Source organism: Ruegeria sp. D3, assembly GCF_056534465.1.
In genome coordinates this window covers 1-14,847 of sequence record NZ_JBQFPK010000012.1, presented here as the reverse complement: position 1 = coordinate 14,847, position 14,847 = coordinate 1, and the positions used below count along the sequence as shown (strand labels likewise).

The 14,847-nt window shown below is 54.0% G+C and carries 12 protein-coding genes and 1 tRNA gene; 5 read left to right on the top strand and 8 right to left on the bottom strand.

Annotated elements, in window-relative coordinates; genetic code table 11:
• Nucleotides 1-3 precede the first annotated feature (3 nt).
• Nucleotides 4-747: a hypothetical protein gene (locus tag ACR0DX_RS16835; RefSeq protein WP_170353903.1), complete on the bottom strand. Its 744-nt coding sequence runs from the start codon at nt 745-747 to the stop codon at nt 4-6.
• Nucleotides 748-1,202: 455 nt separating this feature from the next.
• On the opposite strand from ACR0DX_RS16835, the gene ACR0DX_RS16830 reads away from it, so the two are divergent.
• Nucleotides 1,203-1,889, top strand: coding sequence for a sugar transferase (locus tag ACR0DX_RS16830; RefSeq protein ID WP_170353905.1), 687 nt, complete (start codon nt 1,203-1,205; stop codon nt 1,887-1,889).
• Between the two features lie 81 nt (nt 1,890-1,970).
• A complete protein-coding gene (locus ACR0DX_RS16825) occupies nt 1,971-4,097 on the top strand; it encodes a polysaccharide biosynthesis tyrosine autokinase (protein ID WP_480846807.1) in 2,127 nt (708 codons plus the stop codon).
• 78 nt (nt 4,098-4,175) lie between these two features.
• On the opposite strand, the gene ACR0DX_RS16820 is transcribed toward ACR0DX_RS16825, so the two are convergent.
• On the bottom strand, nt 4,176-4,442 hold the full coding sequence (locus ACR0DX_RS16820) for a hypothetical protein (RefSeq protein WP_170353907.1): 267 nt from the start codon (nt 4,440-4,442) through the stop codon (nt 4,176-4,178).
• 377 nt (nt 4,443-4,819) lie between these two features.
• On the opposite strand from ACR0DX_RS16820, the gene ACR0DX_RS16815 reads away from it, so the two are divergent.
• From ACR0DX_RS16815 to ACR0DX_RS16805, 3 genes are read left to right on the top strand one after another with little or no spacing between them, the layout of a single operon-like run.
• Complete coding sequence (locus ACR0DX_RS16815) at nt 4,820-6,859, top strand: YjbH domain-containing protein (protein WP_170353908.1); 2,040 nt, start codon at nt 4,820-4,822, stop codon at nt 6,857-6,859.
• On the top strand, nt 6,856-7,497 hold the full coding sequence (locus ACR0DX_RS16810) for a YjbF family lipoprotein (protein ID WP_170353909.1): 642 nt from the start codon (nt 6,856-6,858) through the stop codon (nt 7,495-7,497). The genes ACR0DX_RS16815 and ACR0DX_RS16810 overlap by 4 nt, the downstream gene beginning before the upstream one ends.
• A gap of 25 nt (nt 7,498-7,522) precedes the next feature.
• A complete protein-coding gene (locus ACR0DX_RS16805) occupies nt 7,523-8,902 on the top strand; it encodes a polysaccharide biosynthesis/export family protein (protein ID WP_170353910.1) in 1,380 nt (459 codons plus the stop codon).
• A 77-nt stretch (nt 8,903-8,979) separates the two neighbouring features.
• Here ACR0DX_RS16805 and ACR0DX_RS16800 read toward each other — a convergent pair whose 3' ends face one another.
• The 6 genes from ACR0DX_RS16800 to ACR0DX_RS16775 form a co-directional block, all read right to left on the bottom strand.
• Nucleotides 8,980-9,249 (bottom strand): spike base protein, RCAP_Rcc01079 family, encoded by a 270-nt coding sequence (locus ACR0DX_RS16800; RefSeq protein ID WP_170353911.1) that lies wholly within the window; start codon nt 9,247-9,249, stop codon nt 8,980-8,982.
• 97 nt (nt 9,250-9,346) lie between these two features.
• Nucleotides 9,347-10,018, bottom strand: coding sequence for a metallophosphoesterase family protein (locus ACR0DX_RS16795; RefSeq protein WP_480846804.1), 672 nt, complete (start codon nt 10,016-10,018; stop codon nt 9,347-9,349).
• Nucleotides 10,019-10,861: 843 nt separating this feature from the next.
• Complete coding sequence (locus ACR0DX_RS16790; protein ID WP_170353912.1) at nt 10,862-11,500, bottom strand: hypothetical protein; 639 nt, start codon at nt 11,498-11,500, stop codon at nt 10,862-10,864.
• 1 nt (nt 11,501) lies between these two features.
• A complete protein-coding gene (locus ACR0DX_RS16785) occupies nt 11,502-12,113 on the bottom strand; it encodes a TadE family protein (protein WP_170353914.1) in 612 nt (203 codons plus the stop codon).
• 21 nt (nt 12,114-12,134) lie between these two features.
• Complete coding sequence (locus tag ACR0DX_RS16780; protein ID WP_480846801.1) at nt 12,135-13,700, bottom strand: TadE/TadG family type IV pilus assembly protein; 1,566 nt, start codon at nt 13,698-13,700, stop codon at nt 12,135-12,137.
• A gap of 1,056 nt (nt 13,701-14,756) precedes the next feature.
• A tRNA-Met gene (locus ACR0DX_RS16775) sits at nt 14,757-14,833 on the bottom strand.
• Nucleotides 14,834-14,847: the final 14 nt, after the last annotated feature.

The following is a 14,847-nucleotide window of genomic DNA, read 5'->3' as shown; positions in this document are numbered from 1 at the left end:
CGATTATGCGACCCCACCAGATTGTGCCGCATAGAACGCCCGAACCAAGGCCAACTCATCTTCACTGGGAACCCGATTCATATGGACGCCGCCATAATCCCGAATATTCGCGGCATTTGGGCCATAGACCTGATATTGGGCCGCGCTTGAATCTGTCAGGGCGGCGCCGCTGCCCGAAACGACGATACCATTCACGTTTGCAACCCGCGTCGCTAGATCATTCCTCCCGGTGACAACGACATCCACACCAATAAGCGATGCCGAGGTGTTAACGTTGATCGGAGAGCTTCCAAAAGCAACTGTCACCCGGTTCGGTTGGGATTGCGGTGTCGAGATAAGTGGCTGCCGCGCGCTGCCCTTGTTGCTGACAATATGCGCGAAAGATCGCTGGATACTGATCGTCCGAAATGCGACGGCTTCGAACACAGAGACCGAAAACGGAACCGTTCCCTGAAACTTCAAAACATCATCCACACCGTCACTTTCCAGCCAATGGTGGGTTCCGTCGGTGGCATATATCGGTGCCGCCGCCGGGCTGGGAGCCAGAAAATAACCCCCCAATGCACCTTTGTTGTTCATCCGAAGCACCGGATCGCCAGAAGACGCAACGGGAACCGTACCCGCCGCGTCCTGAAACAGGGACGATCTGTCAGAAGGGTCGCGCCACAAAAGGGGCTTTAAAGACCCAATTCCAATAGATTTGTTGCGGGTCGCCAGCGAAGGGATCGAAAAACTGATATCCATCATGTTGCGGATCCTGTGTAAGGCATGGCATTGAATTTCGACATCCGTTTCGGACAAAGCGAACACGCCCCGTCATAGTCAAGCGCCTGAGGCATTTTCCTGGTCTCCGTTTCAGATTTCATAGTGGCAGACGTCACAACCGGAACAGTCAATTTGTTCCCGTGACCTCAACGCGTCATCGCCAAGATGGTTTATGAACTTTGTTGACTTTGGCTTATGTCACCGCACGGCACTTAAACAACTTGAGGCCACGCCACTATAAGTTGCAAATTTGTACCTGCCTGATTTCCTAGTTTTGACCCATGCCTGTGTGCTGAGCGACGAACGCCAGATTTGGCAAAAACTACTTAAAGTTTATTTATGCTGTTAACCATCTATTAATAGGTGTTTGCGCAAATCCTGACTTATCGCACCCTTTTTATCGAGGGGTATTCGTCCAAGGATCAGGACAGAAAAAAATGTTGGATTTTTCGTCCCTAGCGCCAATACAAAGCGATCCCATTGATCAGCATGACTCGCACGTGGTCGCGCAGGGTCTGTACACCGTCTTTGGGAAACGCGCGTTCGACATCGCATTAGCCCTGGTACTTCTGCCTTTCGTTGCGCCTGTTATTGCTGTCCTTTGGTGCCTTGTCCGCATTGACGGTGGACCCGGCTTCTTTGGCCATACACGCGTCGGACATAACTCTAAGCTCTTCACATGTTGGAAGATTCGGACGATGGTCGTCAACGCGGAAGGCCACCTTCGCGCCTTACTCAAGGCGAACCCAGAAGCCGCTGACGAATGGGAGCGCGACCGGAAACTGACCAATGACCCAAGGATAAACCGGCTTGGTCACATCCTGCGGAAGACCAGCTTGGACGAGCTTCCACAAGTCCTGAACGTCTTGAAGGGCGAGATGAGTTTCGTCGGTCCCCGCCCTGTGGTGGCTGCCGAGTTGATAAAATACGGCAGTGCGGTATCGTCTTATCTGGCTCAGAAACCGGGTATCACTGGCCTGTGGCAAGTCTCTGGCCGGAATGATCTTAGTTATGACGAACGGGTCAAGATGGACGTGGCTTACCTTGCGCACCGCAGCTTTGCGACCGACTTGAAAATACTTTCTCTCACCGCTTCGGCGGTGGTTTTCGGGACAGGGCGCTAGTAGCTTTCATCTTTCCCTGAAAGGCCATAGGACGAATATTCACACACCTTATACGTGCATCAACAGAGCAAAACGCCCGAAATGAAGCAAACTCCGATCCACAAAATACCGTTCCCCGCTAGCGGCACCGTGGAAGAACGCCTCGATAGCGGCGTGACCGACCTCAACGCACTGGCTCAAACCCTGTGGCGTGGCAAGTGGTCAATTTTTCTCGTCACAATTGCGGCAATTTTGGTGGGTGCGTTCTACGCTTATGTTGTGGCCGTCCCTGTATACAGGTCCACAGCGGTTGTGATGTTAGAGACGGATCAAACCAGCGTTGTTGATCTGCAAAGCGTCGTTGGGGGGCTTGGCGGCGAAACTGTCGAGGTCAATTCCGAGCTTGAAGTCCTTAAGTCTCGTGGGCTGATGGGAACAGTGGTCGACCATCTGAACCTTGTCGCCGACCCAGAGTTCAACACTCAGCTTCAGCCAAAAACCGTGTTTGATCGGTTGAAGTTGCTATTGATGCCGTCGACAAACGATGGCCCAGCATTGCCACCATTTTCGGACGAACTGGCAAAACATGTCATGCGGGACGACGTGATCTCGGCCCTGCTTCGGGCAACTGCCATCCGAAATGTTCCGCAAACCCTGGTCTTCGAGGTCACTGTCGAAACAAAAACAGCGCAAAAGTCAGCGCTGATCGCGGATACGATCGTCGAACTTTACGTCCTGAACCAAATCGACGTGAAGTTTCAAGCGACCGAACAAGCCACTGGATGGTTGACCGATCGTTTGGCCGAGCTGCAGGTCGATCTGGAAACGGCCGAAGCGAAAGTAAACGCCTTTAGCTCTGAAACATCTTTGATCTCGCCCGAAGCCCTGCAGCTACAGAAAGTTCAACTGAAAGATCTTCGTGAACGCCGAATAAACGCCGAGATGACGCGCGCTGCGGCGCAGGCTCGGTATGATACCTTGATGGGCGCTCCGGACCGGACCGCCCGCGTCCAGGCTGCTCAGGACCCTCAGCTGGCGCAGCTTTACGCTCAAATTGAAAATTCTGGTACACAGGCGTTTGACGCGGCGTTTCAGCGCTTGATGACCCGAACTGAGCGTGACATTAACCGAGCTGCGCATCAGGTGGAGGCTTTGGCTCGGTCGTCTGAGGACTTGAGCGCGCAGATCGCGCAACGCAGCGCCGACCTGATCTCCCTGCAACAACTGACGCGCGAAGCCGAGGCAGTTCGGTTGTTGTACGAATACTTCCTTGCCCGCTTGAAAGAGACTTCGGCGCAAGAGGGTATTCAGAAGGCCGACAGCCGCCAATTATCTCGCGGCGTGATCCCAAGCGATCCGTCCAAGCCCCAGAAACCTCTAATACTGATCTTGTCTGCGGTTCTGGGCGCAATGCTGGGGATTGCCCTCGTTCTGCTGAACGAAGCCCGGCGCGCGGGTTATCGGTCAGCGCAGGAGGTCGAGCGTCAGACTGGCTATAGTGTTTTGGGTCAAATCCCAGTTTTTCCCGCACGCGGCCGGCGCAAAGTGCTGGAATATCTGGCCGCTAAACCTTCGTCCGCGACCGCCGAGGCGGTTCGAAACCTTCGTACCTCGCTTATGCTGTCAAACGTAGATCGCCCGCCTCAGGTTGTCGTCATGACGTCCTCGTTGCCGAGCGAAGGCAAGACAACCAACGCGTTGGCTTTGGCTCAGAACCTTGTCGGGATCGGTAAGAAAGTGCTTCTGGTCGAGGGAGACATACGGCGGCAGACCATGACCGCACAATTAAAGGGCGCACCCAAAGCCGGCATCGTTTCGGTTCTTTCGGGAATCTTGACCGCGCAAGAAGCGATCTTTCAAGACCCTCTTGTTGGTTGTGACATCCTTGCTGGCGAGAAAACTTCGGAAAATGCTGCAGATCTGTTTGCCTCGGAACGGTTCCGTCAATTTCTGGACAGCATGCGCGCGGTCTACGACATTATACTGATCGATACGCCGCCAACTTTATTGGTATCAGACGCGCGACTGATTGCACGAAATGCAGATGCTGTTCTTTTGACGGTCAAGTGGAACACGACAACCGAACAGGACGTGCAGGAAACATTGCGCCTGTTCCATACGGACAACCAACGTATCACCGGCATTGTTCTGGGCCAGATCAATACCCGTAAAGCAAAACACTATGGCTACTCTTATGGTGGATATGGCAACGCATACTACAGCAACTGAGCTCGGCTTTTCACGTCAAAAAATCGCCGAACCTAAGACAAACACTAATCACTGTACCACCAAATAAAGGCCACGCATTTAATTCGTAGTGCTCACTGTGCTTGTAGTGCTGTTGGTCGACCCTCCGCCACCGCCTGCAGCGGCCAACCCAGCGGCCGCGGCAACCACGCCAAGCGCTGGCGCAACAAGCGGAACAAACCCGGTGACACCTGCTGCTGCCGCAGCCTCTGCTGCGCCGCCCGCGACAGTGCCTCCGTTTTGGGCCGTTGTTGAGGCATCAGACGCCTCTTGTGCGAAAACCCCTGTGGTTGAAATCGCGAAAACAAAAAAGGACGCTCTGATCATCGTCAATCTCCTAAGGATAGTGCTGCTCCGGTTTCATGACGTGACGGGAACGGCAAGAATAGTTTAGACGAAACTACACTCACATCTCTTCCATAAAAATATTAATTTTCAAATAATTATTTCAATTTCGTTAAGACTCCAAAGTCATGAACATCTTTCGCTTTGAAACACTTTTGGCTACGCAACATCTGAGCGATCGCTTGTTTCTTTTGCAAAAAAACAACACGCTATACGTGCATAACGTTTGGCTGCGTTTACACAAGACGTGGCATTTAAAATCCTTTAACCAAAGGCCAATCTACAAGCAAAAAGCAAACGTGATACATCGAGCGGTCTCTTTCAGGCAACGAATTATCCTGGCGTTAATCTATGTATTCATGATGACGAGCGCGCACGCGCAGAGTGTCTCGACCTATGGCACACCGGGCCTGATCGAGATCCCGACCGCTGAAATGTTTGACGATGGGGCATTGGTTTTTACCGCCGCCGGATTCCGTAAAACCGGGCGCGGTACGATGACATTCCAGCTTTTGCCATGGATCCACGGAAGCTTTCGATATTCCGTTCTGGATGACTTCAACATTGATGGGTCTTCCACATTTTACGACCGCAGCTTTGACATCCATTTCCGGCTTCGAGAAGAAACGAAAAACGGGCCAGCCGTTGTCGTAGGTTTGCGCGATTTCGGCGGTACAGGAATTTACGCGGCCGAGTATTTGGTTGCCACAAAAACAGTGCGGGACCGCTTCAAATTGACCGGCGGCATTGGTTGGGGTCGTTTGGCCGGGCGGGGCGCTTTCTCGAACCCATTGGGGGTGTTTTCTGACAGGCTGGACACACGACCCCCTCGTGAAAACGGCGGCATTGGTAGCACGGGACAGCTGGACACAGGAAACTGGTTTCAAGGCGATGCCGCCCTGTTCGGCGGTGCAAGCTGGGCTTTTAATGAGCGCCTCACCTTGATGGCCGAGTATTCTCCTGACCTTTACACCGAAGAACATGAGCGTACCGGGTTTACCGTCAAAACTCCGATCAATCTTGGTGCGCAATATCGGTTTCGAAATGGAACACAACTGACGGCGTCGGTTTTATATGGCACCACATTTGGGCTGACCTACAGCTATTTTGTTGACCCCCGCAAATCCGTGACTCCGGGGGGCCAAGGCGCGTCCCCACCGCCGCTGTTGCCCCCAAGCCAGGTCGCTGACAAAGCCAAGCAGGGCGACATCCGCACCCGGCTGCAGACTGCGCTCAGTCAGGAAGGCTTGCGCCTTGTATACCTGTTAGAGACCCCTGAAACCGTTCGTGTCGGGGTTGAGAACGCCACTTACGGGCAGGCCGCTCAGGCCTTGGGACGCACGGCCCGTGTTCTGGCAAACGAGCAACCGCCTCAAACCCAGCATTTCGACATTGCGCTTATGTCCAATGGAGTGCCACTTAGCGCGGTTCGCGTAAATCGCAGCGATCTTTATGAGCTTGAGAACGACCCCGACAACGCATGGCGCAGTTTTGCCCGGTCTCAGGTCTCAGATACGATACCGTTAGTACAGGGGGGTGTTCTGACAGATGCGTTTCCCCATTTCTCCTACCGGTTCGGTCCATACCTGAACTTTTCGTTCTTTGATCCCGATGAGCCGCTGCGCTACGAGGTCGGCGCGGCACTTGGATTGGATTATACTCTTTCACCCGGGTTCACGCTGTCGACTGAACTGCGTCAACCGATCATTGGAACACTGGATGACAGCACACGTGTGTCGGATTCGACGCTGCCCAGGGTGCGATCGGATTGGGCAATCTATGCGCGCGAATCCGATACCCGCATCGAACACATGACGGCTGAGTACATGTGGCGTCCAGCCGAGAACCTCTTTGCCAGGGCGACGATGGGGTATCTCGAGACCATGTTCGGCGGCGTGTCGACGGAACTGCTGTGGTACCCGGTGAAAAGCCGCCTCGCCCTAGGGATCGAAGCGAATTACGTGGCCCAACGCGACTTTGATGTGCTGTTCGGCTTTCAGGATTACAGCGTCGCCACCGGGCATATCTCGGCCTATTATGACCTGCCGGGCGAGTACCATGCACAAGTCGATGTAGGGCGATATCTGGCAGGTGACTACGGCGCGACGTTTGCACTGGATCGCGAGTTCACCAATGGCTTCAAGGTTGGGGCCTTTTTCACTTTGACAACTGTAGGGTTCAGTGAGTTCGGCGAAGGGTCATTTGACAAAGGTATCCGTCTGGAAGTTCCCGTCAGTTGGCTGACCGGACGTCCATCGCGAAACAAGATCGCTCAGACAATCCGCCCTGTGCTGCGCGATGGCGGTGCGCGGCTGAATGTTCGTAACCGACTGTACGGTGTCACCCGCGAGGCCCGCGCGCAGCGTTTGTCCCGTGGATGGGGGAGGTTCTGGCGATGAAAATACGGCGCTTCTTCATTCTTGGCCTCTTGCTGGTCTCTTGCGGTGAGGCGCAAGAAGATTTCGATCTGCTCAAAGGCGCGCTGCAACCCAACGCGCCACGGTTTCATCCGCGTGCCAACACCTTGGCGACTCTCCGCCCGATTCCGCCCCGGCTTGAAGTTGGATTTCCCTCCCGAGATCTGGCGGGTGTGATGCTGCTTGAGACCGAGCGGGACGGGGTGCAATCCTGGCTGACGGCGGATGGGGCGGCTATAACCTTGGACCACGGCATGCTGACTTCGGCAAAGGGTTTTGGGAGCGGCATGTCCAGCTCTGACGTGCGCCAAAGCGCGGCGCTGATCCTTGAAGGCCAAGAGGGGCAGGCAAAGCGGTTCCACAGTTTTCTCAACGGAAATGATGAAATCGAACTGCACGCCTATGTTTGCCAGATTGCCAATCTAGGCGCCGAAACTGTCCTGCTGAGCGGCAACCCCGTCGCCACGACGAAGCTGCAGGAAAACTGTTTTGGGATCGAGGATACGTTCACCAACACATACTGGGTTCAAAACAGCGCGCAACGGGTCGTTCAATCCTTGCAATGGACCGGCAATTTTCTGGGCAACATGTTCATCAAACTGGTGCCCGATGACACGTAAGACTTTCAATAACAAAGGACACATCATGCCCAAGATACACATTATTCTAAGCGTGCTGACCGTGATCGGTCTGACGGCAGGATGTTCAACGATCTATCGCAGCCCTTCGGTAACGGCTGGCGTTTCGGACAGTGGCAGCGTGCGCGTTGTACCGTTAACACCGGAAACCGTTCTGGTCGCGAACCGCTCGACCTATGCGCCCAAGACACTACCGTCGGTCTTTCAGGCTTCGGCCGGGTCTGGCGCGGGCACCAGCCAACGCGGGGTCGGGCCTCTGCCGGATGCGCCATCAACTCAGGACGGTTCGCGCGCAGGGTTGCGGCTGGATCCTCCACCGCAGGTCAACCCCGGTGCCTATACGATCGGCATCGGCGACGTACTGGTGCTGTCCACCCCATCGACACAGGGCAGCGCAGGCGAGTTGTCCGGCCTTCTGGCGGCGCAGAACAGCCGCAACGGATACACCGTGCAAGATGACGGCTCGATCAACATCCCAGATGTCGGGCGGGTGCGTCTGCTGGGCCTGACCGTGGACGACGCAGAAGCTGTTGTTTTCCAAAGGCTGGTCGAAAACCAGATCGACCCGACATTCAGTCTGGAAATCGCCGAGTTCACCTCGCGCCGCGTGTCGGTTGGCGGTGCGGTCGGAAAACCCGGTGTCCAGCCGATCACGCTTAATCCATTGACTCTGGGCGAGGCGCTGGCCGCCGCTGGTTCGGTCTCGGTCAGTGATATCGACAACAGCTCGGTACGGGTCTACCGGGATGGGCGGATGTACCAGATCCCGCTAGAGGACCTTTACGCTCGTACCGATCTACAGAACTTGAACTTGATCGCGGATGACTCGGTCTTTGTTGACACGGACTACGATCTTGACCGCGCCGAACGGTATTTCGCACAACAAATTCAACTGCGTGAAACGGTTCTGGAGGGACGACGCACATCGTTGCAAGAACTGTCCACCGCCGTCGACCTACGCCGAGACGAGCTGAACGAAAGGCGCGACAGCTTTATCCAATCCGTCGAGCTGGACGCCGTGGATCGCGACTACGTTTACCTGAGTGGAGAAGTACGTACTCAGGGGCGTTATGCCCTGCCGTTCAATCATCGCGCAACTCTGGCCGATGCACTGTTTGACACTGGCGGCGGGGTCGCCAAGGAAACCGGCGACGCGTCCGAGGTTTACGTGCTGCGCACTTCTCAGGATATGCGCGAATTTGGTGCTGTCACCGCCTGGCATCTCGATACGCGCAACGCGGCGCATCTGACTCTGGCTGCCCAGTTCGAACTTCGAAACAACGACGTTATATTCGTCGCCGAAAACCCGGTTACACGGTGGAGCAGAACAATCAGCCAGATCACCCCGTCGCTGATCACGACCCCGATTGTTGCAGCGTCAAATTAGGGATTTTGCAGCCGGGCCCATCGGCAGGCAGGGCTCGGCTCGTTTATCGACGCCTTTGGGCGCGTTCGAACCGCCGCTTACCCCAGCAACATCGCGTGAATACCCGATGCGGTGGTTCCGGTCGCGTGAACCTTGGATACGCCCACAGGCAGGATCGAATAGTCGGCCATTTTCACAGTACGGTTTTCGCCCTGTACCGTCGTCACAACCACAGTACCGCCGGTTTCGACATACAAGCCAATTGCCACGGCCGCCAGATCGGCGCTGTCGGAGGGTATTACGGGTGCAATATCACGGGCAGGACCGGTCAGGCTGGAGGCACGGTTGTTGAAAGGATTCGTTGTCATGGATCAGATCTCGCTGTGTTTGTCAGTTTGCGAGACCCTAAGAACAGGCCGTTAACGAGCTCAAAGCAGTGCGCCCGTTGCCCACCAGGTCACGCAGTCAGCTTTCCAGGAATCTTGGCTCGGTCCCATCCAGGCACACCGCGCTCAGCCGGCCTGTTGCGAAAGCCCCGGTATCTATCGCGATACGCCCGCGTTCTGCCTTCGCTTTTGGGACGATCGTGTGCCCATGAACCACCCACATCCCGTCACGTCTGTCCTTTTTATTGAAATCAGGATGGCCCCAAATCAATGCTTTGTCAGACTGCTCATCAAGCGCGCGGTTCGGATCGGCACCGGCGTGTGTGAGCAGTACAGTCCCAGTTAAAAACCGTTTGTCCAGGCCCACCAACCAGGAACAAAGCGTCTGTCCCATGGCAAATTGCAACCGGTCGCGGCAGTCCTGCAGGTCTTCTCCGCTCATTTCCGGTCGAACACCTGATACGCCGAACGAGGCCAAAGTCTGCAATCCGCCGTACCTAAGCCAGCGGGGACCATGGCTTTTAGGGTCCTTCAGGAACCTCAACAACATCTCTTCGTGATTGCCAATCAAGCACGTAATGTCGGTACGCGCGCTAAGCATCTTTAGCACCTCGGCGCTATGCTCGCCGCGGTCAATATAGTCACCGACCAAAACCAATCGGTGATCGTCTGGAACTTTCGCTAATAGGTGCTCTAACTGCGATATACATCCGTGGACATCACCGATGACGCAGATCGGTTCGGCCGGCATTGGGGTCGCAAATTCAGCGCGCCTGAAACGTCCAATCAGGGATGTCAGAGTTTGCAATGGGCCGCACAAACCAAAGGGGTGAAGATTGGGCATAGTAGTATCGCGGCGACCCAACCGCTACAAGCCGTCCAGTGTTAGGCCGGTCGGCAGCGCGGCACACCCATGCGTATCAGCTCGGCACCTTTGATCTTGTGCACGCCATGAATTCTGTTGCGTCCAGTCTCCATAAACCATGATCGCAAAGGTTCGGGGTAATATGCCGCCATGACTTGGCTAAAGTAGTCAAAATCCTCTTTCGACAACCGGCGCCCCCCACGTGAAGGACCATGGAACCCGAAAACCGTGCGTGGTTCAACGCACGTACCGGGCAAGCCCAGAAACATTGTACAGGTCGAAAAACAGACACGCCCGCGAATTTCGATCTGAACCCCATGTCTTTGAAGATTCTCCAGCTCGACAATGCGATCGTGTAAATATCCACCCCGATCATTACCAACTATGAAGGAGTTAAACGTTTCCGCCAAACTGACCGTTGGCAGACACAGCAAGCCAACCCAAGCAAGACACATGACCAGACCGGCACGGCACCGGTTGGTTTTGCGACCTTCCACCCGTAGTTTCGCTCGGCAGCTCCACATCCCTTTTCTCCAACCCGATGAAACACGGGTTCAGAGCTAGTCGGCAGCAGGACCGTAGAGGTGCACGGCATGTGTTGAAAATGTGTTTTAAATCAAAGATTTATATTTACTTCACTGAAAATTTTAGCGGCCTTGGAGATTACTACAGGACGTCGTTTACGCCGAACGGCCGAGATACAGTCGTCGGTGGCATCCGGGCTTTGAATTAGTTGTTAAAACAATCCCGGATGATCTGGTTACCGTCCGTATCTATGGCGCCCGTATCGAACTTAATTTGCGGTGCCAAACGCGGGCGAGTGAAGGCAATCGAATCAAAGGTTCGGGCTGAGATAATCAAATCGCCAAACCAAGGGGTATAGTCCAGAAACGCCTCGGTCATGAGTAACGTGTCACCCTCAGCAAAAAGCGGGATCCGGTCCGCGTAGAAGATCATCTGCGCATTAGTAAGATCCGTCAGCCCGTCGGTCGACTCGGACCAACAGAATTCCAGAACACGCTGCGCCTGATCCGCGCAATCAGCCGTACACTCGACCGTCGACATCCTTAGTTCGGTTGGATAGCTGTTGTTTGTCAGAAACCTGTAAATGCTGTCCATACCGTCGAAATAACTTGAATCGATGAAATTGTCTTCCCGGCTGACCATGTCAGATACGGTATAGGCTGCCTTAGACTGCAGATACGTAACCCGTATCGCATCCTGCACAACTATACCTCCGGCCGTCAAAAAGATCAGAAACGGTAACACCATTCCCATCTCGACAAGCGCAGCACCGCTTGTATTTGCTTTAAAGCGGGCAACAGCGCCAGACACGGCGCGGGCGTAACTGTTCAACTGGTTAAACATGTCAGAAAGGCTCGTTCACAAAGGCTGATTTGGACACAAGGGCGAAATTCCCGAACTCGTCATACCGCGGCAGCGATCGCAGCGCGTTGATCGGGGGAAACAATGAACCCTGAATCAGGCAGGCCCGCGCCACCATCAACTGGTTCTCGATTCCAGTACTGAAATCAATTGGCGGCATATAACCGTCTTCCGGTGTCGTATCGAGGCAATTGGTTTGACCCAGATCCAAGTTCCACACCGATCTTTCTACCTCGCGCACCTGCAGCAACAGGTTGTCCGAACAGTTCCAAAGGATGAAACGCGCCAGGGGTTTTGCACACATAGCATCTTTGACCTTGTCGTGATCCGGATCGGGAATTAATCCGAGGCGTAGCTCGCGAAAAGTCTGGTCCGTCACACGATCCAGCGAGATCTGGCGCATCTTCAGAAAGCTGAACTCAAGCGTCATATAACAAATCAACAAAAGCAGCGGTAAGCAGAACGCATATTCGACAAGCACCGCGCCCGCTTCGTTCTTTCGCCAATTTCGAAGTCTGGCCATAAAGCCGCTGTTCGCATTGGATTCTGGGTGTTGCGATACGGCCATATTTTTGTCGTTACGAATGGTAGTCATGATCAAAACCCTCCGCCCTCGTTACTGTGTCAATCGCAAGCGGTTGATCTGCCGCGCGATCGACTCAAAGGCCGAGGCAATATCGAGGCTATTCACGTCATAGAAAAAGGCGGGGGACGAGGCACAGTCCAAAAGAGTGGCATCGCCCTGCGCATAGGTATCCATGCCGATGGTAAAGATAGTGATACCACTGTCCTTGGCCGCCTGACAGATCGCGGAGGTACGAGGGTTCTTCGTCGTGTTTAGGGTTGATGTGACGATCCGATTATAATGGTTGTTGGCCGATCGCCGGGTATCCGCTGGCGCAAGTATGTCGATTACAAATCGGCGTACCGGCATAGCTGCCCAGACCTCTGGCCAAGTCAAACGGACGGCTCCTCCGCCTGGCGACGTGCTCCAGAAGTTACCCGGGACGTGATAGTAATCAAATGGCCCGCGACGGTTCCTGAAATAGGCATACCTGTTCGTTCCTGGCACGTTGAATACCGGCGAATTGCCACTGCGAAAGGGGGGGTTGATGTCGTAGCTCTGCGTATTCTCGCCGTCTGACATCACGATCAGATATTTTACCGTATCGGCGCTGGTGAAGTCATCAGGAACGTTTCGTGCGGCCGGAGCGGCTAAGTATTCAAATCCGGCAGTTCCTGACAAGGATGACAAAACCGGTCTCAACGACGGATCCAACATGGCAGCGCCCCATTTCGTCGCCATTTCAATCGAAGTGAATCCGTAAGGCTGCATTGCTCGGATACGCGCCTTAAGAACTTCGGGATCCTCCGCCCATGGAACAATGTCACGTACAGCAGAGTCAGTTGGGCAAACTGCGCCAAACTGAGTGACATCGCTGCCAAGCCCTCGGGCGTCATGGTGCGCCGTTCTGGACAGGGTCGTATCTGTAGGGATGACTGTCGTTTGGTAGTCGGAAGCGTTGCTGAAGGTCACGCAGTTCGAAGTGGAATGCTCAGAACTGACCGTGAAGTTGCTAAGCAATGCTTCACCAACGGAAACCTGGGTTGCAAATGGAACGAGTGAAATCGTTGTGTTACCTGGCTGACCCGGGCGGGGCTGGACAGCGTCTACGAATGCTTGGGCTGCTGGAATCAACAAATCCATCCGAGACGGTGTGGCAGCTGGCCCGCTGGTAGCCCCTGGCGCCCACGACATCGAACCGGAATTGTCCAGGGCGACTGCAATTTCCAGATCCTGGCGCGACTCTGTTGCAGCACCAACAACGGGTACATCCCATGACTCCCAACCCACAACTTGTGTTAGATAAGCCGGAACTTCTTCGCCCGCAGTAATTCTTACCGTCCGTTCAGTTGGCGTGTTTACTATCGAGACATTCTTCAGGTTGGCAGCAAGCCCTGCTTTTTCAAAAAAATCCTCGACCAGATCTTCAGGATCCAAAACCTGCTCAAGATCCGCTGAGGCAAGGCTGGCCGCGTCCGTCGTATTTTGCAGTTTGACCCGAACATTCTCGGTCAGCGCAAGCTCCAGCGCAAACCCAATAAAGGCAAGCATCGGGATGATCATCATGGCGACCAAAACCAGAACCGCACCCTCGGACTCGCTACGGAAACGGGTCATCAATCCACATGCGTCATCGCTGGTTTGCTGGCTTCGCTTTATCGAGAGGAAGACCGATTTTCCTTCGGTCAAATATTCAAAATCTGTACCCATCTGAACAACTCATAACTGGTGGAACCGTGAACAATTTGAAAAAGCAGTTAATAACTTACACCAAAATGAACTGGAAATGAACTGGAAATGAACGAATTTTGTCAATTTTGGGACACATTCTTTTAATCGGATAGCTTGTACCGTCTTCAAACCCGAGACTCTGCGGCATCGTCATAACCGGTGAGACGAGTACTCGCGAATGCTATCCTAGCGGTATGCGTGCCAAGTTTTCTGTTGTATTTGAAAAGCTTGTAATGCTGCTGTGCTCGCATTATTTTTCCGAACCAAACAACCTACTTGTTTGGTTTAGTCGATTAGGGGCACGGAAACTTGGTGTCACACGCTTTAAGCTACATGTCTTTCATCGCTGACTACGGTCATTTTTGAACATGAATTGGTGAACCACATACCAGTTAGTCACTTATTGTTTCCACCAAGCTTGAAATTCATTTTTTAGCACTCAGTGATTAATCGATTCTGAGCCCTCTAACTCTGAATCGTTACTGCGGGATCCCGGTTGCTGAACCTGACCGACTGCCACATCGATAACCCGACTCGCGCGGTTCGGTCGCGTGGGTTGTTTCGAACAAGCAGAAAATACTTACGCAAACGTCAACGAGCTATGCAGTTACACTTGGCTGACAGTACCGACGGAAACTGCGGGTTGGTTTTTCTTCAGCGTAGAGAATCGGCGACTACAGTGGTTCGTTTTGATTCAGTTAGTGTGCTGTTCTTTGCTCTGTTGCGTAGCACCGCTGTAGCACCACGCTCCAACGCGTCAAATACAAACACCGCCCGAAGGCGGCGTGTAAACTATTGATTTCTGATTTTAGAGATTGGTCTTTGGAGTATGCTTTGGCCCACTTTCTTTGAGTTTATGAGCCTGGCGCGGTTGCGACGTTAAGCGCTTGATCCGGGGGATCAATTTTAGTCTGACCGGGCTGTGTAGGGGATTTCTGACGCTGGTTGCGGGAGCAGGATTTGAACCTGCGACCTTCAGGTTATGAGCCTGACGAGCTACCGGGCTGCTCCATCCCGCGTCAGAGTCAGATTT

Coding starts and splice junctions, on each gene's coding strand:
- ACR0DX_RS16810 (WP_170353909.1), top strand. CDS start 6,856: ATGAAAATACGGCGCTTCTTCATTCTTGGCCTCTTGCTGGTCTCTTGC.
- ACR0DX_RS16800 (WP_170353911.1), bottom strand. CDS start 9,249: ATGACAACGAATCCTTTCAACAACCGTGCCTCCAGCCTGACCGGTCCT.
- ACR0DX_RS16825 (WP_480846807.1), top strand. CDS start 1,971: ATGAAGCAAACTCCGATCCACAAAATACCGTTCCCCGCTAGCGGCACC.
- ACR0DX_RS16835 (WP_170353903.1), bottom strand. CDS start 747: ATGATGGATATCAGTTTTTCGATCCCTTCGCTGGCGACCCGCAACAAA.
- ACR0DX_RS16780 (WP_480846801.1), bottom strand. CDS start 13,700: ATGACCCGTTTCCGTAGCGAGTCCGAGGGTGCGGTTCTGGTTTTGGTC.
- ACR0DX_RS16785 (WP_170353914.1), bottom strand. CDS start 12,113: ATGACTACCATTCGTAACGACAAAAATATGGCCGTATCGCAACACCCA.
- ACR0DX_RS16795 (WP_480846804.1), bottom strand. CDS start 10,018: ATGCCGGCCGAACCGATCTGCGTCATCGGTGATGTCCACGGATGTATA.
- ACR0DX_RS16815 (WP_170353908.1), top strand. CDS start 4,820: ATGATGACGAGCGCGCACGCGCAGAGTGTCTCGACCTATGGCACACCG.
- ACR0DX_RS16805 (WP_170353910.1), top strand. CDS start 7,523: ATGCCCAAGATACACATTATTCTAAGCGTGCTGACCGTGATCGGTCTG.
- ACR0DX_RS16830 (WP_170353905.1), top strand. CDS start 1,203: ATGTTGGATTTTTCGTCCCTAGCGCCAATACAAAGCGATCCCATTGAT.
- ACR0DX_RS16790 (WP_170353912.1), bottom strand. CDS start 11,500: ATGTTTAACCAGTTGAACAGTTACGCCCGCGCCGTGTCTGGCGCTGTT.
- ACR0DX_RS16820 (WP_170353907.1), bottom strand. CDS start 4,442: ATGATCAGAGCGTCCTTTTTTGTTTTCGCGATTTCAACCACAGGGGTT.